Source organism: Pseudarthrobacter ribosi (assembly GCF_055412865.1).
Genome location: NZ_JBVAYZ010000016.1, coordinates 19,768 through 38,452 on the forward strand (window position 1 = coordinate 19,768; position 18,685 = coordinate 38,452).

Annotated in this window: 17 protein-coding genes; 9 read left to right on the plus strand and 8 right to left on the minus strand. The window is 68.3% G+C overall.

Features of this window, described 5'->3' with window-relative positions:
• The first annotated feature begins 86 nt into the window (after window positions 1–86).
• From ACZYZ5_RS14940 to ACZYZ5_RS14950, 3 genes are read left to right on the plus strand one after another with little or no spacing between them, the layout of a single operon-like run.
• On the plus strand, window positions 87–1,055 hold the full coding sequence (locus tag ACZYZ5_RS14940; RefSeq protein WP_463902664.1) for an ABC transporter ATP-binding protein: 969 nt from the start codon (window positions 87–89) through the stop codon (window positions 1,053–1,055).
• Complete coding sequence (locus ACZYZ5_RS14945) at window positions 1,052–1,861, plus strand: ABC transporter permease (RefSeq protein WP_463902666.1); 810 nt, start codon at window positions 1,052–1,054, stop codon at window positions 1,859–1,861. Before ACZYZ5_RS14940 ends, ACZYZ5_RS14945 begins: the two co-directional genes overlap by 4 nt.
• Window positions 1,862–1,868: 7 nt before the next feature.
• Complete coding sequence (locus ACZYZ5_RS14950) at window positions 1,869–2,813, plus strand: COX15/CtaA family protein (protein WP_463902667.1); 945 nt, start codon at window positions 1,869–1,871, stop codon at window positions 2,811–2,813.
• 70 nt (window positions 2,814–2,883) lie between these two features.
• Here ACZYZ5_RS14950 and ACZYZ5_RS14955 read toward each other — a convergent pair whose 3' ends face one another.
• The gene (locus tag ACZYZ5_RS14955; RefSeq protein ID WP_463902669.1) at window positions 2,884–3,846 is read right to left on the minus strand and encodes a heme o synthase; all 963 of its coding nucleotides are present in this window, start codon (window positions 3,844–3,846) and stop codon (window positions 2,884–2,886) included.
• A gap of 517 nt (window positions 3,847–4,363) precedes the next feature.
• Here ACZYZ5_RS14955 and tkt point away from each other — a divergent pair.
• From tkt to pgl, 6 genes are all read left to right on the plus strand, one after another.
• Window positions 4,364–6,481 carry a transketolase gene (gene tkt / locus ACZYZ5_RS14960; protein WP_463902754.1) on the plus strand — a complete coding sequence of 706 codons (2,118 nt, stop codon included), beginning with the start codon at window positions 4,364–4,366 and terminating at the stop codon, window positions 6,479–6,481.
• Between the two features lie 69 nt (window positions 6,482–6,550).
• The gene (gene tal / locus ACZYZ5_RS14965; RefSeq protein WP_463902670.1) at window positions 6,551–7,681 is read left to right on the plus strand and encodes a transaldolase; all 1,131 of its coding nucleotides are present in this window, start codon (window positions 6,551–6,553) and stop codon (window positions 7,679–7,681) included.
• 4 nt (window positions 7,682–7,685) lie between these two features.
• On the plus strand, window positions 7,686–9,320 hold the full coding sequence (locus ACZYZ5_RS14970) for a phosphoglucose isomerase-related protein (protein ID WP_463902671.1): 1,635 nt from the start codon (window positions 7,686–7,688) through the stop codon (window positions 9,318–9,320).
• Window positions 9,321–9,335: 15 nt separating this feature from the next.
• A complete protein-coding gene (gene zwf, locus ACZYZ5_RS14975) occupies window positions 9,336–10,910 on the plus strand; it encodes a glucose-6-phosphate dehydrogenase (RefSeq protein ID WP_463902672.1) in 1,575 nt (524 codons plus the stop codon).
• Window positions 10,907–11,848: a glucose-6-phosphate dehydrogenase assembly protein OpcA gene (locus tag ACZYZ5_RS14980; RefSeq protein WP_463902673.1), complete on the plus strand. Its 942-nt coding sequence runs from the start codon at window positions 10,907–10,909 to the stop codon at window positions 11,846–11,848. The genes zwf and ACZYZ5_RS14980 overlap by 4 nt, the downstream gene beginning before the upstream one ends.
• Window positions 11,838–12,644, plus strand: coding sequence for a 6-phosphogluconolactonase (gene pgl, locus ACZYZ5_RS14985; protein ID WP_463902675.1), 807 nt, complete (start codon window positions 11,838–11,840; stop codon window positions 12,642–12,644). Before ACZYZ5_RS14980 ends, pgl begins: the two co-directional genes overlap by 11 nt.
• 36 nt (window positions 12,645–12,680) lie before the next feature.
• On the opposite strand, the gene ACZYZ5_RS14990 is transcribed toward pgl, so the two are convergent.
• From ACZYZ5_RS14990 to whiA, 7 genes are all read right to left on the minus strand, one after another.
• Window positions 12,681–13,061: an RNA polymerase-binding protein RbpA gene (locus tag ACZYZ5_RS14990; RefSeq protein WP_463902678.1), complete on the minus strand. Its 381-nt coding sequence runs from the start codon at window positions 13,059–13,061 to the stop codon at window positions 12,681–12,683.
• A gap of 114 nt (window positions 13,062–13,175) precedes the next feature.
• Window positions 13,176–13,430, minus strand: a complete 255-nt coding sequence (gene secG, locus ACZYZ5_RS14995; protein WP_463902680.1) for a preprotein translocase subunit SecG — start codon at window positions 13,428–13,430, stop codon at window positions 13,176–13,178.
• A 49-nt stretch (window positions 13,431–13,479) separates the two neighbouring features.
• A complete protein-coding gene (gene tpiA, locus ACZYZ5_RS15000) occupies window positions 13,480–14,295 on the minus strand; it encodes a triose-phosphate isomerase (protein ID WP_463902682.1) in 816 nt (271 codons plus the stop codon).
• 80 nt (window positions 14,296–14,375) lie between these two features.
• Window positions 14,376–15,602: a phosphoglycerate kinase gene (locus ACZYZ5_RS15005; protein WP_463902685.1), complete on the minus strand. Its 1,227-nt coding sequence runs from the start codon at window positions 15,600–15,602 to the stop codon at window positions 14,376–14,378.
• Between the two features lie 10 nt (window positions 15,603–15,612).
• A complete protein-coding gene (gene gap, locus ACZYZ5_RS15010) occupies window positions 15,613–16,623 on the minus strand; it encodes a type I glyceraldehyde-3-phosphate dehydrogenase (RefSeq protein ID WP_463902687.1) in 1,011 nt (336 codons plus the stop codon).
• Window positions 16,624–16,904: 281 nt separating this feature from the next.
• Window positions 16,905–17,528, minus strand: coding sequence for a superoxide dismutase (locus ACZYZ5_RS15015; RefSeq protein ID WP_463902689.1), 624 nt, complete (start codon window positions 17,526–17,528; stop codon window positions 16,905–16,907).
• 172 nt (window positions 17,529–17,700) lie between these two features.
• Window positions 17,701–18,681, minus strand: a complete 981-nt coding sequence (gene whiA, locus ACZYZ5_RS15020; RefSeq protein WP_463902690.1) for a DNA-binding protein WhiA — start codon at window positions 18,679–18,681, stop codon at window positions 17,701–17,703.
• Window positions 18,682–18,685 lie beyond the last annotated feature (4 nt).

An 18,685-nucleotide genomic window follows, 5' to 3' on the forward strand; every position in this document is an offset into this window, starting at 1 on the left:
GCCTCAGCCGCCGCCGCGAGCCGTTCCCCGGCCCGGGTCCGGCCGCCGGCCGGACCCGGGCGTACTACATCCCGTAGAATGCTGTGGTGCGATCCCCCGAATCCCCCGTCCTGTCCATCAGCGGGCTAGTCAAGGATGTTGGGCCGCTGCCCACCCTCGACGGCAAAATGCTGCGCGTGGTCAGCGGCCTTTCCCTCGTCGCCGAGCGTGGACAGGTCACGGCCCTGCTGGGGGCCAACGGCGCGGGCAAAACCACCACCATCGAGTGCGCGCAGGGTCTGCAGAAACGCACGCACGGCAGCATCAGCCTCCTCGGTGAGGACCCGGACACCGCGGGGGCCGGACTGCGGGCCCGTGTCGGGGTGATGCTGCAGGACGGCGGGCTGCCGCCGTCGGCCCGTCCCATTCCCCTGCTTAAGCATATTGCCGGGATGTACCAGGACCCGTGGCCGGTCGGGGAGCTGATCGAGCGCCTGGGCATCGATACCTTCAGCCGGACGTCCGTGCGGCGGCTGTCCGGCGGGCAGAAGCAGCGGCTCGCGCTCGCGGCCGCGCTGGTGGGCAACCCCGAGGTCCTCTTCCTGGACGAGCCGAGCGCCGGCCTGGACCCGCAGTCGCGCCAACTCGTGTTCGAGCTCATCTCCGAACTCCGGAACCGCGGGATGGGGATCGTCCTGACCACCCACCTCATGGACGACGCCCAGCGCCTCGCCGACTACGTGTACATCATCGACGCCGGCCGCAATGTCGCCGAGGGGACGGTCGCGCAGCTCCTGCAGCACCCCCTCCCGCCGGAGGCCGGGGAGCAGCACATCCGCACGCTGCTGTTCGAGGCCGACCCCGGACTGGATTTCACCGGGGTGCTCCCCGACGGCGTCAACGTCACCGAGGCGCGGGCCGGCAGCTACGCCGCCACCGGCGCGCTGACGGCCGCGGACCTCGCGGCGATCACCGCGTGGTGGGCGGCGCGGGGAATCATGCCCCGCTCGCTGAGCCTTGAAGCCCGCAGCCTTGAGGACGTCTTTCTCGACATCTCCGGAAGGGAGATCCGATGACCCGCGACAGTGCCGCCCTGGGCAGCGCACCGCCCGGCAGCGCCGCGCCGGCCCGCCCCCTCGGCAGCGCCCCGGCCCCGCTGCTGCGGCGCATCGTGCTGCAGGGCAAGTACGAGACGATCACCATGCTCCGGAACGGCGAACAGCTGATCCTGGCGGTTGTGCTGCCGCTGCTGGCCATGGTGGGCCTGACCGTGATGCCCCTGCTGGACGGGTTCGGAGCGAGCCGGATCAACGTTGCCGTGCCGGGGATCCTGGCGCTGTGCGCCATGTCCACCGCTTTCACCGGCCAGGGCATCTCCACCGGTTTTGACCGCCGCTACGGGGTCCTGCGGTTCCTTTCCACCACTCCCCTGGGGCGCACCGGTCTGATCGCCGGGAAGGTACTCGCGGTACTCGCGGTCCTGGCGCTGCAGGTGCTGGTGGTCACGGCCGTGGCCCTGGTGCTGGGCTGGCAGCCGGATCCGCTGGGCTGGGTCCCGGGGCTGGCGCTGCTGGTGCTCGGTGCGGCGGCCTTCACCGCGCTGGGCCTGCTTGTCGCCGGGACCGTACGCCCGGAGGCGACCCTCGCGATCACCAATCTGCTGTGGATCCTGCTCGGTGCCCTCGGCGGGATCGTGATCCCGGCCGAGCGGCTGCCCGCCCTGCTGGAGTCGATCGTCCAGTTCCTCCCCTCCGGCGCCCTGGGACAGGCCATGAGGGAAGCCTTCCTGTCGGGGACAGTCAGCCCTGTCCCGGTACTTGTCCTGCTGCTCTGGACGGCGATCGCCGGCGGCGCAGCCACCCGTTGGTTCAAATGGAATTGAGAAAACTGTGAGCACGGCCTCCCGCATCCCCCGGACCGCGGCCCGGAACATCGCCTGGCTGCCCGTCACCGTCAACAAGACGGTCAAGCGGCTGGCGGTGCTGTCCCTGATCGGCCAGACCGTCCTGATCGTGACCGGCGGCGCGGTGCGCCTCACCTCGTCGGGTCTGGGCTGCCCCACCTGGCCGCGCTGCACGGCCTCGTCGCTCGTGAACACCCCGGAAATGGGCATCCACGGCATCATCGAATTCGGCAACCGCCTCCTGACCTTCGCGCTGGCCGCCGTCGCTGTCGCCATGCTGGTCTATCTCTGGAACCTCCGCAAGGAACGCCGCGATCTCTTCCTGCTGGCCCTCGGCCTGCTCGCCAGCATCCCGGCGCAGGCCGTCATCGGCGGTATTACGGTGCTGACCCAGCTGAACCCCTGGGTCGTCGGCCTGCACTTCCTGGTCTCGATGGCCCTCGTGGTCGTGGCCACGCTGCTGGTCAACCGTGCCTACGGGCGGACGGGCGGCTTCCGGGTGGCTGATCTGCCCGCCCTGCCGGGTGTCGCGCGCCCGCTGATGACCGCCGTCGCGCTGTTCTCCGCCCTGGCAGTCTGCCTGGGCGTTGTGGTCACCGGCGCGGGCCCGCACGCGGGCGACGCCGATGCCCCGCGCAACAACCTGGACTGGGACCTGTTCTCGCACATCCACGCCGTTCCGGCCTACCTGGTGACCGCCGGGGCGCTGTTCGCGCTGTACCTCGTCATCCGTGACCGGATCCCCGGGCCGTTCCGCACCGCCGTCGTGATGCTCCTGGGCGTCACCGTGCTGCAGGCGGCCATCGGCTTCACGCAATACTACAACGGCATCCCGGCGCTGCTGGTCGCCGCGCACATGCTCGCCGCCGCCCTGCTGATGAGCGCAGCCACCAACGCCGCCGACCTGGCCCGCAGCAGCCCGGTCAAGTAGCCGCAGACAAGACAGGAGCACCCCGGTCCGCTCGGACCGGGGTGCTCCTGTCTTGTCTGCGAAAGAGTACCTAGCCGCCCATGATGGGGGAACCGACGAACGGGTCGACGGCGAGGGCGATGAAGAGCAGGGTCAGGTAGCTGATCGAACCGTGGAAGACCTTCATGGCGCCCTTGTTGGACACGTCGCCGGCCTGCGCCCGGTTGTAGAGGGCGTGCGATTCGTAAAGGAACCAGGCGCCGGCGAGTACCGCGGTGACGGTGTAGACCCAGCCGGCGCCGCCGGCCGGGACGAGCAGCAGCGAGCACGCCACCATGGCCCACGCGTACAGGACCACCTGGACGGAGACGACCTTGGCCCCGGCGATCGCACCGAGCATCGGCACGTTGGCGTTGCGGTAGTCCTCGCCGTAGCGCATGGACAGCGGCCAGTAGTGCGGCGGCGTCCAAAGGAAGATGACCATAAAGAGCACAACGGCGGGCCACTGGACCGTGTTGGTCACAGCGGCCCAGGCGATCAGCACCGGGAAGCAGCCGGCGGCCCCGCCCCAGACGATGTTCTGGGCTGTGCGGCGCTTGAGGATCATCGTGTAGATGACGACGTAGAAGACGATCGCCCCCAGCCCGAGCCAGGCGGCGAGCGGGTTGGCGCCGAACCAGAGGATCGCGATCGCGGCCGCGCCGAGGAGCCAGGAGAAGACCAGCGCCTCGCGCGGGGTCACCTCGCCGGTGACGAGCGGCCGGTTCTCGGTGCGGTGCATGAGCTTGTCGATGTCGCGGTCGAAGTAGCAGTTGAAGGCGCCCGCGCTGCCAGCGGCAAAGGCACCACCCACCAGGGTCGCCACGATCAGGCCGATCGACGGGAAGCCGCGCTCGGCGTAGATCATGGTCGGCAGCGTGCTGACCAGCAGGAGCTCGATGACGCGGGGTTTCGTGAGCGCCAGATAGGCCTTGGCTTTGCGGGCGAAGCCAGTTCTTCCGCGGATGGGAGAGGCGTTCAGCGGCGTTTCTGTTGTGCTCACGGTGGCAGTCACTCTGTTCTGTCTGGCTGTTCAGTCCGGCTGGTTCCGCAACGCGGGGTGCATATCGGAGGGGTCCGCGCGCAGCGTTCAGGCGTGTCCCCGCCCCCGTTGGTGGCCACGAACCATCATACCGTGCAGGCACAGCGCGACGGGTCCCGGGAGCAATGCCGGCGGAGACCCGTGATTCGAACAGATTAACGCGGGCTCACCGCCGCCGCGCCCGCCGGTGATTCATATAAGCCGAAATCCGGTCCAATTAGTGAGATATACAGCACCCGTCCGTTGGATTAGGGCTAAGCTGTCTGCAGATCAGCGCGTACAGGAACGGCCAAAAGGCCTTAGCTAGTGCTCCATGTATCTTCCTGCAGATTCTGCAGGTGTGCACTGGCGCACGCCGCTGAATGATAGATCAACGTTTCGATGGTGAACGGCTGGTACGTACCGCAGCGGGCACCGATCTGTGCCCCGGACGGGACTGACCATACCACCCGCCATCAGCACAGAGAGGGGCCCGGTTTTCGTGCCACATTTGGAAGAGCAAGACCTGTCTTGGACCAGCCTGGACCAGCGCGCCGTGGACACCATCCGTGTCCTTGCCGCCGACGCGGTGGAGAAGGTCGGCAACGGCCACCCCGGCACCGCCATGAGCCTGGCTCCGGCCGCCTACCTTCTCTTCCAGAAGCTGATGCGGCACGACCCGAAGAACCCTGACTGGCTGGGACGGGACCGTTTCGTCCTCTCCCCCGGCCACACCTCCCTGACGCTGTACATTCAGCTCTTCCTTTCCGGCTACGGCCTGGAACTGAAGGACCTTGAGGCGCTGCGCACTTGGGGTTCGCTGACCCCCGGCCACCCGGAATACAAGCACACCGCCGGCGTCGAGATCACCACCGGCCCGCTGGGCCAGGGCCTCGCCTCCGCCGTCGGCTTCGCCTACTCCCAGCGCCGCATGCGCGGGCTGTTCGACGCCGACGCCGCCGAAGGCACCAGCCCGTTCGACCACACCATTTGGGTTATCGCCTCCGACGGCGACCTCCAGGAAGGCGTGACGTCCGAGGCCTCCTCACTCGCCGGGCACCAGGAGCTCGGCAACCTCGTGGTGATCTACGACGAGAACCACATCTCGATCGAGGACGACACCGACATCGCCTTCACCGAGGATGTCCTGAAGCGCTATGAGGCCTACGGCTGGCACACCCAGCGCGTGGACTGGACCCGGACCGGGGAGTACAAGGAGGACGTGCAGGAACTGTACGCCGCGCTGCTGGCCGCGAAAGCCGAAACGGGTAAGCCGTCCATCATCTCGCTGCGCACCATCATCGGCTACCCGGCCCCCAAGAAGCAGAACACCGGCAAGATCCACGGCTCCGCCCTCGGTGCCGAGGAAGTCGCCGCGCTGAAGAAGGTCCTCGGCTTCGACCCGGAGCGAACCTTCCAGGTCGACGACGACGTCCTGGCCCACGCCCGTGAAGTCGTGGACCGCGGCGCTGCCGCCCGCACCGAATGGCAGGCAGCCTTCGAGGCATGGCAGTCCGGCAACGCCGAGGCCGCCGCGCTGCTCGAACGCGTCGAGGCCCGCAAGCTCCCCGCCGAGCTCGACGCCGCGCTCCCGGTCTTCGAAGCCGGCAAGGACGTCTCCACCCGCGCCGCGTCCGGCAAGGTCCTGAACGCGATCGGCCCGGTCATGCCGGAGCTGTGGGGCGGCTCTGCCGACCTCGCCGAATCGAACAACACCACGATCGAGGGCTCGCCGTCATTCATCCCGGCCTCCCGCTCCACGGCCGCTTGGAAGGGCAACCCCTACGGACGGGTGCTGCACTTCGGCATCCGCGAGCACGCCGCCGCGTCGATCGTGAACGGCATCAGCCTGCACGGCCGCACCCGGGCGTTCTCCGGCACGTTCCTGATCTTCAGCGACTACCAGCGCCCGGCGATCCGCCTCGGTGCCCTCATGGGGGTCCCGTCGCTGTACGTCTGGACGCACGACTCGATCGGCCTCGGCGAAGACGGACCGACCCACCAGCCGGTGGAGCAGCTCGCCACGCTCCGGGCCATCCCGGGCCTGGACGTCGTCCGCCCGGGCGACGCCAACGAGGTCGCAGCCGCCTGGAAGGTCATGCTCGAAAACCACGAGAACCCTGCCGGCATCGTGCTGACCCGCCAGAACATTCCCACCTATGCCCGCGGAACGTCCGACGCCGAAGGCGACACCTTCGGTTCCACCGCCGGCGTCGCCAAGGGCGGCTACGTCCTGGCGGAAGCCTCGGCCAACGGCCAGACCGCGGACGCGCAGGTCATCCTGATCGGCACCGGCTCGGAAGTCCAGCTGGCCGTGCACGCCCGCGAGGCGCTCCAGGCCGAGGGCATCCCCACCCGCGTGGTGTCGATGCCCTGCGTGGAGTGGTTCCACAAGCAGGACGCCGCCTACCGCGAAGCGGTGCTCCCGGCGGCAGTCAAGGCACGCGTATCCGTCGAGGCCGGGCTCGCCCTGGGCTGGAAGGAATTCGTCGGCGACGCCGGCCGTTCCATCAGCCTCGAGCACTTCGGCGCGTCGGCGGACTACAAGCGCCTGTTCCAGGAATTCGGCATCACCGCGGAGGCCGTTGCCGCCGCAGCCAGGGAATCCCTCGCGGGCCTTCCGGCCTGACCCCAACTTCACGCTTTCCGGGCCGCCGCCCCAACCGAGGGCGGCGGCCCCAGACTTCAGGAGTTACACATGAGCACCACGCCCAGCACTACCCCCACGCAGCAGCTCTCCGACGCCGGAGTCTCCATCTGGCTCGATGACCTCTCCCGCGGCCGCCTCTCCACCGGCACGCTGCGCAAGCTGATAGAAGAGAAGAACGTCGTCGGCGTCACCACCAACCCGTCGATCTTCCACGCGGCCATCACCACCGGCCACGACTACGACGACATCATCGCCGCCAAAGCCGCCTCCGGTGCCAGCGTCGAGGAGACCGTCTTTGCGATCACCACCTCCGACGTCGCCGACGCCTGCGACCTCTTCGCCCCGGTGGCCGCGGCCACGAAGGGCGTCGACGGCCGCGTGTCGATCGAGGTCGACCCGCGTCTGGCCTGGGACACCGCCAGCACCATCACCGAGGCGAAGGAACTCTCCGCCCAGGTCAACAAGGACAACGTCCTGATCAAGATCCCGGCGACCCTCGAGGGCCTGGAAGCCATCACCGCCACCCTCGCCGCCGGCATCAGCGTCAACGTCACGCTGATCTTCTCGCTGGAGCGCTACCGCGCCGTCATCAACGCGTTCCAGTCCGGCCTGGAGCAGGCCAAGGACAACGGCCACGACCTCTCGAAGATCCACTCGGTCGCGTCCTTCTTCGTCTCCCGCGTCGACGCCGAGATCGACAAGCGCCTCGACGCTATCGGCACCGACGAGGCCCGCGCGCTCAAGGGCAAAGCCGGCCTCGCGAACGCCCGGCTGGCCTACCAGGTCTACGAGGAGCTCTTCTCCACCGAACGCTGGGCGCTCCTGGCCGACGCCGGAGCCCTCCCGCAGCGCCCGCTGTGGGCCTCCACCGGCGTCAAGGACCCGGCCTACCCGGATACGCTCTACGTCACGGAACTCGTCGCCCCCGGTGTCGTGAACACCATGCCGGAAAAGACCCTCGACGCGACCTTCGACCACGGCACCGTCACGGGCAACACGATCAGCCGCGGCTACAACGACGCCAACGCCACCCTGAACGCCCTCGACGCCCTCGGCATCTCCTACAACGAGGTCGTCGCGGTACTCGAGTCCGAAGGCCTCGACAAGTTCGTGGCAAGCTGGAAGGAACTGCTGGCCGACGTCGAGGCAGCCCTTGCCGCTGCGCGGAAGGACGCATAGTCCCATGACCACTCTCAGCTACGACGCCACGGGCGCCGCCCGCCTCGCCCACGAACAGCACCTGCCCGCCCTGCTGGCAGACAAGGTCGCCACCCGGATCTTCGCCAAGGATTCCACCCTGTGGGGTCCTGACGCGGAGGCCGAGTCCTCCGTCCGGCTCGGCTGGGTCGAGGCGGCCACCGTCTCACAGCTGCTGGTCGCGGACATCCTGGCGCTGCGTGACGCGCTGCGCGCAGACGGCGTCAGCCGGATTGTCCTGTGCGGCATGGGCGGATCCTCGCTGGCCCCCGAGGTCATCGCCGGAACCGCCGGCGTCGAGCTGACCGTGCTGGACAGCACCGACCCGGAACAGGTCGCCGCCGCACTCGCGGACCGGCTGGCCGAAACCGCGATCGTGGTGTCCTCCAAGTCCGGGTCCACCCTGGAGACGGATTCGCAGCGCCGGATCTTCGAGCACGCCTTCACCGAGGCCGGGCTCGACGCGAAAAGCCGCATCATCATCGTCACCGATCCCGGTTCGCCGCTGGACAAGGCCTCCCGCGAGGCCGGCTACCGCGCCGTCTTCAACGCGGACCCCACCGTCGGCGGACGCTACTCCGCGCTCACCGCGTTCGGGATGGTGCCGTGCGGACTGGCTGGCGTGGACATCCAGGCCTTCCTGGACGAGGCGGAAGAAGCCGCCGAGGTCCTCAACGAAGACGGCGAGGAAAACATCGGCCTCGCCCTCGGCGCGGCGCTGGGCGGCACCAACCCGCTGCGGGACAAGATCGTCATCGCCGAGGACGGTTCCGGGATCAAGGGCTTCGCGGACTGGGCCGAACAGCTCATCGCCGAATCCACCGGCAAGCTCGGCACCGGCGTGCTTCCGGTCGTCGCCGGGCCGTCCTCCCCGGAGGCCACCCTCGGCGCCCCCGACGTCCTGGTGGTCCGCCTCGTCGGGGCGGACGCGGACGTCAAACTCGGGGAGAACGAGGTCGCGATCGCCGGCGGCCTGCCCACCCAGATGATGACGTGGGAGTTCGCCACCGCGGTCGCCGGGCGCCTGCTCGGGATCAACCCCTATGACCAGCCCGACGTCGAGGCCGCCAAAGTGGCCGCCCGCGGTCTGCTGGACGCCCAGCCGGAACCGACGCCGGCCAACTTCACCGACGGAAGCATCGAGGTCCGCGGCGGCGACTGGCTCGGCGGCGCGAGCACCGCGGCAGAGGCCGTCAGTGCCCTGCTCGGCGAGCTGGGCCCGGACAACTACCTGAGTGTCCAGGCCTACTTCGACCGGCTCGCCTACGCGCCTCTCGAGGGGGTCCGGGACCAACTGGCAGCGCTCAGCGGCCGTCCCGTGACCTTCGGCTGGGGTCCGCGGTTCCTGCACTCCACCGGGCAGTTCCACAAGGGCGGACCCGCGATCGGCGTCTTCCTGCAGGTGACGGCCGCGTCCGCCGCCGACCTGGCCATCCCGGACCGTCCCTTCACCTTCGGCGAGCTGATCTCCGCGCAGGCCGCCGGCGACGCGCAGGTGCTGGCCGAACACGGCCGCCCGGTCCTCCGCCTGCACCTCACGGACCGCGCCGCCGGCGTCCGCCAGCTGCAGGAGATTGTCTCCACGCTGGCCGGCCAGGCAGTCCCCTCCACCGAAAGCTAAGGCACCCACGCAACCATGCCAGACAAACACAACGGCGGCCGCAGTTCCGCGACGCGTTCGGGACGGCCTGCCCGCAACCCGCTCCGCGATCCGCGGGACCGCCGCCTGAACCGTATTGCCGGACCGTCGTCGCTGGTCCTGTTCGGGGTCACGGGGGACCTCGCCCGCAAGAAGCTCATGCCGGCGGTCTACGACCTGGCGAACCGCGGGCTGCTCCCGCCCAGCTTCGCCCTGGTGGGCTTCGCCCGGCGGAACTGGGAAACCGAGGACTTCGCCGCCGAGGTGAAGACCGCGGTCAAGGCCTACGCCCGCACCCCGTTCGATGAAACGGTGTGGACGCAGCTCGCCGAGGGTATCCGCTTCGTGCAGGGCGAGTTCGACGACGACGACGCCTTCAAGCGGCTGTCCGAAACCATCGATGAACTCGATGAGCAGCGGGGAACGCGCGGCAACCACGCGTTTTACCTCTCCATCCCGCCGAACGCCTTCGAGCTGGTCTGCCGGCAGCTGTCCAAGCACGGCCTGGCCCAGGCCGAGGGCGACAAGTGGCGGCGCGTGGTAATCGAGAAGCCGTTCGGGCACGACCTCGAGTCGGCCCGGCAGCTCAACGACATCGTGGAGTCGGTGTTCCCGCCGGACGCGGTCTTCCGGATCGACCATTACCTGGGCAAGGAGACGGTGCAGAACATCCTGGCGCTGCGCTTCGCCAACCAGCTCTTCGAGCCGCTGTGGAACGCGAACTACGTGGACCACGTCCAGATCACCATGGCCGAGGACATCGGCACCGGCGGCCGGGCAGGGTATTACGACGGCGTGGGCGCGGCCCGCGACGTCATCCAGAACCACCTGCTCCAGCTCCTGGCCCTCACGGCGATGGAAGAACCGATTTCCTTCAACGCCGATGACCTCCGCGCGGAGAAGGAAAAGGTCCTCGCCGCCGTCCGGCTCCCCGAGGACCTCTCCACCCACTCGGCGCGCGGGCAGTTCACCGGCGGCTGGCAGGGCGGCGAGAAGGTCGTCGGCTACCTGGAGGAGGACGGCATCCCCGCCGACTCCACGACCGAAACGTTCGCCGCGATCCGGGTCGACATCAACACCCGCCGCTGGTCCGGGGTGCCGTTCTACCTGCGCGCCGGCAAGCGGCTGGGCCGCCGGGTGACCGAGATCGCCGTCGTGCTCAAACGCGCCCCCAACCTACTCTTTACCGACCACGGCGAGGACGACTTCGGCCAGAACGCCGTCGTGATCCGGGTCCAGCCCGACGAGGGCGCCACCATCCGCTTCGGGTCCAAGGTCCCGGGCACCCAGATGGAAGTCCGCGACGTCACCATGGACTTCGGCTACGGCCACTCCTTCACGGAGTCCAGCCCGGAGGCCTACGAACGGCTCATCCTCGATGTGCTGCTGGGCGAGCCGCCGCTGTTCCCGCGCCACGCGGAAGTCGAACTGTCCTGGAAGATCCTCGACCCGTTCGAGGACTACTGGGCGTCCCTGGCCGAGCAGCCCGAACCCTACGCCCCCGGAAGCTGGGGACCTCCCTCCGCCGATGAGCTCCTTGCCCGTGACGGACGAACCTGGAGAAGGCCATGATCGTAGATCTTCCCGACACCACCACCTCCAAGATTTCCAAGAAGATCATGGCGCTGCGCGAGCAGGGCGGCGTGATCGCCCTGGGCCGGGTGCTGACCCTCGTGGTCGTCACCAAGTCCGGGCTGGAAGAGGAGGCCATCGAGGCCGCCAACGAGGCCAGCCGGGAACACCCCTGCCGGATCATCGTCCTTGCCGACGCCGGCGCCAAGGCCCCGACCAGGCTCGACGCGCAGATCCGGGTGGGCGGCGACGCCGGGGCCTCCGAGGTCATCCTGCTCCGCGGCTACGGTGAGCTCGCGGAGGAAAGCGAATCCCTCGTCGCGGCCCTCCTGCTCCCGGACGCGCCGATCGTGGCCTGGTGGCCGCACGGCGCGCCGAAGAACGCCTGCGAGACGTCGATCGGCCGGATCGCGCACCGCCGGATCACGGACTCCGCCAACGAGAACGACCCGCAGCTCGCCCTGGAGAACATCCGCCGCACCTACAAGGCCGGCGACACGGACCTGGCCTGGACCCGCCTGACCAACTGGAGGATCCAGCTCGCCGCGGTCCTGGACCAGGTGGACGGCTCCCCGGTGACGGCGGTCGCCGTCGAAGGCGCCTCGGACTCCCCCAGCACCATCCTGCTGGCCGCCTGGCTCACGCTGGCCCTGGACGCGCCGGTCACAATCGTCGCGGACCCCGCCGGCACCGGGATCCGGCGGGTGCGGCTCACCCGCACCGCAGGGGACGTGCAGCTGTTCCGGCCGGGCCTCACCGTGGCGGAACTGAGCCAGCCCGGGCAGCCGGTGCAACGGATCTCCCTGCCGCGCCGCAGCCTCAAGGACTGCCTGGCCGAAGAACTGCGCCGCCTCGATCCGGACGAAGTGTTCGGTGAAGTGATTACTATTGGACTGCCACGTACCAATCTAAGGAGTGTCCGACCCAGTGAGCGCTGACCCCAGAGTAAGCATCCATCCCGACTCGTCCGTCCTGATGGCAGCCATCGCGGCCCGCCTGATCACCAAGCTGGTGGACATCCAGGACAAACACGGCGAGGCGACGGTGGTGCTTACCGGCGGGTCGATGGGCATCGGCTCGCTGAAGGCCGTGGCCGAGTCGCCGGCGTCCCCCGCCGTCGACTGGTCCAAGGTCAATTTCTGGTGGGGAGATGAGCGCTTCGTCGCCGCCGACGACCCCGAACGCAACGCCCGGCAGGCCCACGAGGCGCTGCTCTCGCGCATCAATGCGGATCCGGCACGGATCCACGTGCCCGGCTCCACCGGCGAGTTCGACACGCCCGAGGAGGCGGCCGCGGACTACGCCCGCCGGCTCAAAGAGGCGGCGACTGCCGAGCACACCGCGGACATGTCCGATGACCGCCCGGAACACCCGTCAGCGCTCCCCCGCTTGGACATCGTCCTCCTGGGGGTGGGGCCGGACGCACACGTTGCGTCGCTCTTCCCCGAACAGGCCGGCATCCGGGAGAAGGAACTTTCCGTGGTGGGCGTCCGGAACTCCCCCAAGCCGCCGCCGCTGCGGGTTTCCCTGACGCTGCCCGCCATCAACACGGCCTCGGAAATCTGGATGGTCGTCGCCGGCGAGGACAAGGCCGGCGCCGTGGGGCTGGCCCTTGCGGGCGCCAACCCGGTGCAGGTGCCGGCTGCCGGCCCGCGGGGCCGGATCCAAACCCTCTGGCTGATCGACGAGAACGCGGCCGCCCGGGTTCCGGCACAGCTGGTCCGGAAGAGTTAGCCGGCAGGGCTACTGCCTGCGCTATCCCTCTGGGGGCTAGCCCTCTGGGAGCGCCCGGCTGGCCCGCAGTCTCTCGAGCGCTCCGGCCAGTACGTCTTCGGCGTCCTGGCTGGAGCGCCGCTCTTTAACGTATTCCAGGTGGCTCTTGAAGCCTTCCGCCGGAACTTCCTCGAGCGCGAACTGCGCCTCGTCCCGGGTGGCCGTCCCGCCGCAGCGGCGGCAGTCCCAGACCCCGGGGATCTGGTCATCGGGCAGCTGGGCGAAGACCAGCGGCGTCTCGTGGCCTTTGGCGCAGCGGTAGCTGACGCGGATGCGGGGTGTGCGGGCGGCGGCGCCGTCGAGCGGTTCGTGGCGGGGCGAGGCCCCTTCGGTGGCTCCTACACGGATGCCCCGGAATCCGGAGGCGGAATGCAGCATCGGGAACTCCTGGCTACTTGGGGACGGAATGCAGGTGCAGTCAGCCAGTGTAGTTCGAAGTTCCCGATGCAGGGCAGGGCCAAAAGGACCCCATATGGAGTTTTTGCAGGGGACTTAGGAGTCGCCCCCGCTGAACCGCATGATCAGGCCGAGGCCGACGATCACGAGGCCCCACGTAATGCCGAGGATGATCGTGAAGCGGTTCAGGTTCCGTTCGGCCACCCCGGAGGAGCTGAGGCCGGAGCTCATGCCGCCGCCGAACATGTCGGACAGACCGCCACCACGACCCTTGTGGAGCAGGATGAGCAGGGTCAGCAGGAGGCTGGTGATGCCCAGGAGGACCTGCAGAATGACATGAAGAACGTCCACGACGGCCTTTCAGAAGATTTGGATTGCGGGGGCCACAACTGTGTCCGGACTAATCCGTCAGCAGGTGACTCTCGAACCTGACAATATTAGCAAACTCAGCGGCGTCCAGGCTGGCACCGCCGACCAGCAGTCCGTCCACGTCGCGTTCCTTGAGGATCGAGGCGGCGTTGTTGGCCTTGACCGAGCCGCCGTAGAGCAGCCGGGTCTTCGCGGCGACGTCCGCGCCGAAGAGCGTGGCGAGCTCGGCGCGGATGGCGGCGCACATTTCCTGGGCGTCGTCCGGCCCGGCAACTTCACCGGTGCCGATGGCCCAGACCGGCTCGTAGGCGACGACGAGCTCGGCGGCCTGCTCCGGGGTGAGGCCCTCGACGCCGGCGCGGAGCTGCGCGAGCGTGTGGTCGACGTGGGTTCCGGCCTGCCGGATTTCCAGGCCTTCGCCGGCGCAAAGCACCGGGGTGATGCCGTGCCGGAAGGCTGCCTTGGTCTTGGCGTTCAGCACCTCGTCCGACTCGTGGTGAATGGTCCGGCGTTCACTGTGGCCGACGAGGACGTAGCTGCAGCCGAGCTTGGCGAGGAACTGCCCGGAAATGTCGCCGGTGTAGGCGCCGGAGTCGGCCGGGGAGAGATCCTGACCGCCGTAGACGATCTTGAGCTCGTCGCCCTGGACCAGGGTCTGGACGCCGCGGAGATCGGTGAACGGCGGGAAGACGGCGACCTCCACCCGGTTGTAGTCGTGCTTGGCGTCGGACAGGGTCCAGGCCAGTTTCTGCAGGAGGGTGATGCCCTGGACATGGTCCATGTTCATCTTCCAGTTGCCCGCGATGAAGGGCGTGCGGTCGAAGGTGCCGTTGGTTGAAGTAGTCACGTGGTCTCCCAAAAGGTCGTAGCAGTGAAACAGCCGGCAGGGCGCCCGTCCTGGGATGGGCGCCCTGCCGGCTGGCGGGTCTAGCGGTCCAGGACGCTCAGGCCGGGAAGTTCCTTGCCTTCAAGGTACTCGAGGCTGGCGCCGCCGCCGGTGGAGATGTGACCGAACTGGTCATCGGAGAATCCGAGGGTCCGGACGGCGGCGGCGGAATCGCCGCCGCCGACCACGGTGAACGCCCCGGTCTCGGTCAGCGCCTGGGCGATGGCCCGGGTGCCCGCGGCGAAGGCCGCGAACTCGAACACGCCCATGGGGCCGTTCCAGAACACCGTTCTGGCGCCCTTGATCCGTTCGGCGAAGGCCGCCGCTGATTCCGGCCCGATGTCCAGGCCGATGCCCTTGGCGCCGAAGCTGCTGCCTTCAATCGCCTCGGCCCGCACCGTCTCGTGCTCGGCGTCGGCGGCGAACTTGCTGGCCACCACGACGTCGGTGGGAACCACGAACTCGGTGCCGGCGTCCGCGGCGCGCTTGAGGTAGTCCTGCACGACCGGGATCTGGTCCTCTTCCAGCAGGCTGCCGGCCACCTTGTGGCCCGCGGCGGCGAGGAAGGTGAACAGCATGCCGCCGCCGACCAGGACGGTGTCTGCCTTGCCGATAAGGTTGTCGATCACGGCGAGCTTGTCCGAGACCTTGGAACCGCCCAGCACGACGACGTAGGGGCGCTGCGTGTCCGTGGTGAGCTTGCGCAGCACCTCGACCTCGGTGCGGACCAGGTCGCCCTGGTAGGACGGCAGGCGGGTGGCGACGTCGTACACGCTGGCATGCTTGCGGTGCACGGCACCGAAGGCATCATCCACGAAGGCGCCGTTGGAACCGGTGAGGGCCACCAGCTCGTCCGCGAATGTGCCGCGCTCGGCGTCGTCCTTGGACGTCTCGCGGGCGTCGAAGCGTACATTTTCGAGAATGAGGGCTTCACCGTCCTGCAGCGCCGCGGCGGATGCCTTGGCGGACTCCCCGACGGTGTCCTCCGCCAGGGAAACCTTGAAGGCAGCGAGCTCGGCCAGCCGCGCCGCTGCGGGCTTGAGCGAGTATTTGTCCTCGGGTGCGCCCTTGGGGCGGCCAAGGTGTGCTGTGACCAGCACGCGGGCACCGGCGTCCGTGAGCTTCGCCAGCACTGGAAGGGAGGCCTTGATGCGGCCGTCGTCAGTCACTGTAGAGCCGTCGAGCGGCACGTTCAGGTCACTTCTGACCAGAACGTACCGCCCGCGGACACCATCAGCGATCAGTTCGTTGAGGGTGTGGAATGTCATGAGTCTTACCCTAGCCCAGCTTGGCTGCGACGAGCTCCGTGAGGTCCACGAGGCGGTTGGAGTAGCCCCACTCGTTGTCATACCAGGAAACAACCTTGACCTGGTTGCCGATCACCTTGGTCAGGCCGGAGTCGAAGATGGAGGACGCCGGGTCGCCGACGATGTCCGAGGAGACGATCGGCTCGTCCGTGTAGGTCAGCAGGCCCTTGAGCTCTGCGGTCTCGGAGGCGGCCTTGAGGGCTGCGTTGACTTCCTCGACGGTGGTTTCGCGGGAGACGACGACGGTCAGGTCAGTGGCGGAGCCGGTGGGAACGGGAACGCGGATGGCGTAGCCGTCGAGTTTGCCCTTGAGTTCCGGGAGCACCAGGCCGATCGCCTTGGCCGCACCCGTGGAGGTGGGGACCATGTTGATGGCGGCGGCGCGGGCGCGCCGGAGGTCCTTGTGCGGGCCGTCCTGCAGGTTCTGGTCGGCGGTGTAGGCGTGGATGGTGGTCATCAGGCCGCGCTCGATGCCGAAGGCGTCGTTGATGACCTTGGCCAGCGGGCCGAGGCAGTTGGTGGTGCAGGAGGCGTTGGAGATGATGTGGTGCGCGGCGGGGTCGTAGAGCCCGTCGTTGACGCCCATCACAATCGTGATGTCCTCGTCCGCGGCGGGGGCGGAGATCAGGACCTTCTTGGCGCCGGCGTCGATGTGCTTCTGCGCGTCGGCGGCCTTGGTGAAGAACCCGGTGGATTCGATCACGATGTCAACGCCGAGCTCGCCCCAGGGCAGCTTGGCCGGATCGCGCTCGGCGAGGACCTTGACGGTCTTGCCGTCGACGACGATGTTGCCGTCCTTGACCTCGATCGTCTCCTGCAGGCGGCCGCCCACGGAGTCGTATTTGAAGAGATGGGCCAGGGCTTCCGGGCTGGTGAGGTCGTTTACGGCCACGATCTCGAGGTCTGCCCCCTGGGCAAGTGCGGCGCGGAAGTAGTTGCGGCCAATACGGCCGAAGCCGTTAATACCAATACGGGTGGTCACGTTTTCAGTCTCCTTGGTGCTTTTGCAAGCACGACTAGTTGAGAAGGCGCTCAAGCCAACTAACAGATCCCGCACGCCATTGGGCAGAGATGATTAACAGATCGGAGGGCGACCAGCCACATTGCTGAAGGCTAACCGCCTTCCGTGACCCATCTTACGTTTAACTTGGCCTGCCCCCGCAAGTACGGGGGCAGGCTGTCCACAATTTGAGCCAGCCGGCCCGAATTGTGAAGTTTGTTACAGGCGCGTGAACGCCGTCACACGGACCGGGTCACGGCGTGTTAGAGCGTGATCAGGCCGGTGGCGTTCTTGCGGGCGGCGTCAAAGCGCTTGGCGACGTCGGCCCAGTTCACGATGTTCCAGAAGGCCTTGACGTAATCGGCCTTGACATTGACGTAGTCCAGGTAGAAGGCGTGCTCCCACATGTCCAGCATCAGCAGCGGGGTGGTGCCGAGCGCGACGTTGCCCTGCTGATCGTAGAGCTGCTCGATGACGAGGTTGCCGCCGATCGGCTCGTAGGCCAGGAAGCCCCAGCCGGATCCCTGCAGGCCCAGCGCCGCGGCGCTGAACTGGGCGCGGAACGCGTCGAAGGAGCCGAACGCGTCATCGATGGCCGCTGCGAGCTCACCCACGGGCTTGTCGCCGCCGTCCGGGGAGAGGTTGTTCCAGAACACCGAGTGGTTGATGTGCCCGCCGGTGTGGAACGCGAGGTCCTTGGAGAGGCGGTTGATGTTGGCGAAGTCGCCCTTTTCGCGTGCCTCGGCCAGCTGGGCGAGGGCGTTGTTGGCGCCGGCCACGTAGGCGGCGTGGTGCTTGCTGTGGTGCAGCTCCATGATCCGCGCGGAAATGTGGGGCTCCAGCGCTGCGTAGTCGTAGCTGAGTTCTGGCAGTACGTACTCGGTCACAAAATCCTCCAATGTCGTGGACTGGTTGTCCGTTGGGTAACTCTCGGATTGTGCATCCGGATGTTGTGGCACCCGGAAGTCTCTGGATCGGAATCCAGTGGGCATAGCCTCCGGTCCCCCTGAGGTATTCCCGCCGGCCCGATCCGATTCTGCCGATGTTTCCGGGGAGAGGCTACTCGTCCAGCATTTCCGGCGTCACATTGGCTTCCGTGCCGGGGATGCCGAGGTCCTGGGCGCGTTTGTCCGCCATGGCCAGTAGGCGGCGGATCCGCCCGGCGATGGCGTCCTTGGTCATGACGGGGTCCGCGAGGCGGCCGAGTTCGTCGAGGCTGGCCTGTTTGTGCGCCACGCGGAGTTCACCGGCGTACTTCAGGTGGTCCGGGACGTCGTCGCCGAGGATCTCCAGGGCACGGTCCACACGGGCGCCCGCGGCGACCGCAGCCTGTGCCGAACGGCGCAGGTTGGCGTCGTCGAAGTTGGCCAGCCGGTTGGCGGTGGCCCGGACTTCCTTCCGCATCCGCCGTTCCTCCCACACCATGAGCGCGTCGTGGGCGCCCATCCGGGTCAGCAGCGCGGCGATCGTGTCGCCGTCGCGGATCACCACGCGGTCCACTCCCCTGACCTCGCGGGCCTTGGCCTGGATGCCGAGCCGGCGGGCCGCGCCCACGAGGGCCAGGGCCGACTCGGGCCCGGGGCAGGTGACCTCCATGGCGGAAGACCGGCCAGGCTCGGTGAGGGACCCGTGGGCCAGGAAGGCACCGCGCCAGACGGCCTCGGCGTCGGCGGCGGAACCGTTCACCACGACCGAGGGCAGGCCGCGGACCGGGCGGCCCCTGGCGTCCAGCAGGCCGGTCTGGCGGGCGAGGGCCTCGCCGTCGCGCACCACCCGGACGACGTAGCGGCTGCCGCGGCGCAGTCCGCCGCCGGAGACAACAATGATCTCGCTCTGGTGCCCGTAAATCTCGGCGATGGCGGCGCGCAGCCGCCGCGCGGTCGAGGCGAGGTCGACTTCGGCCTCGATCACGATCCGGCCGGAGATGATGTGGAGTCCGCCGGCGAAGCGAAGCATGGCGGACACTTCAGCCTTGCGGACCGAGGACTTCTTGATGTCCAGCCGGGAAAGTTCTTCCTTGACGGATGCTGTCAGTGCCATGGCA

Bases quoted from the DNA above. Each gene is read 5' to 3' on its own strand.
- ACZYZ5_RS14945 (WP_463902666.1), top strand. From the start codon at position 1,052: ATGACCCGCGACAGTGCCGCCCTGGGCAGCGCACCGCCCGGCAGCGCC.
- tal (WP_463902670.1), top strand. From the start codon at position 6,551: ATGAGCACCACGCCCAGCACTACCCCCACGCAGCAGCTCTCCGACGCC.
- ACZYZ5_RS14970 (WP_463902671.1), top strand. From the start codon at position 7,686: ATGACCACTCTCAGCTACGACGCCACGGGCGCCGCCCGCCTCGCCCAC.
- zwf (WP_463902672.1), top strand. From the start codon at position 9,336: ATGCCAGACAAACACAACGGCGGCCGCAGTTCCGCGACGCGTTCGGGA.
- ACZYZ5_RS14980 (WP_463902673.1), top strand. From the start codon at position 10,907: ATGATCGTAGATCTTCCCGACACCACCACCTCCAAGATTTCCAAGAAG.
- ACZYZ5_RS14990 (WP_463902678.1), bottom strand. From the start codon at position 13,061: ATGCTGCATTCCGCCTCCGGATTCCGGGGCATCCGTGTAGGAGCCACC.
- ACZYZ5_RS15005 (WP_463902685.1), bottom strand. From the start codon at position 15,602: ATGACATTCCACACCCTCAACGAACTGATCGCTGATGGTGTCCGCGGG.
- whiA (WP_463902690.1), bottom strand. From the start codon at position 18,681: ATGGCACTGACAGCATCCGTCAAGGAAGAACTTTCCCGGCTGGACATC.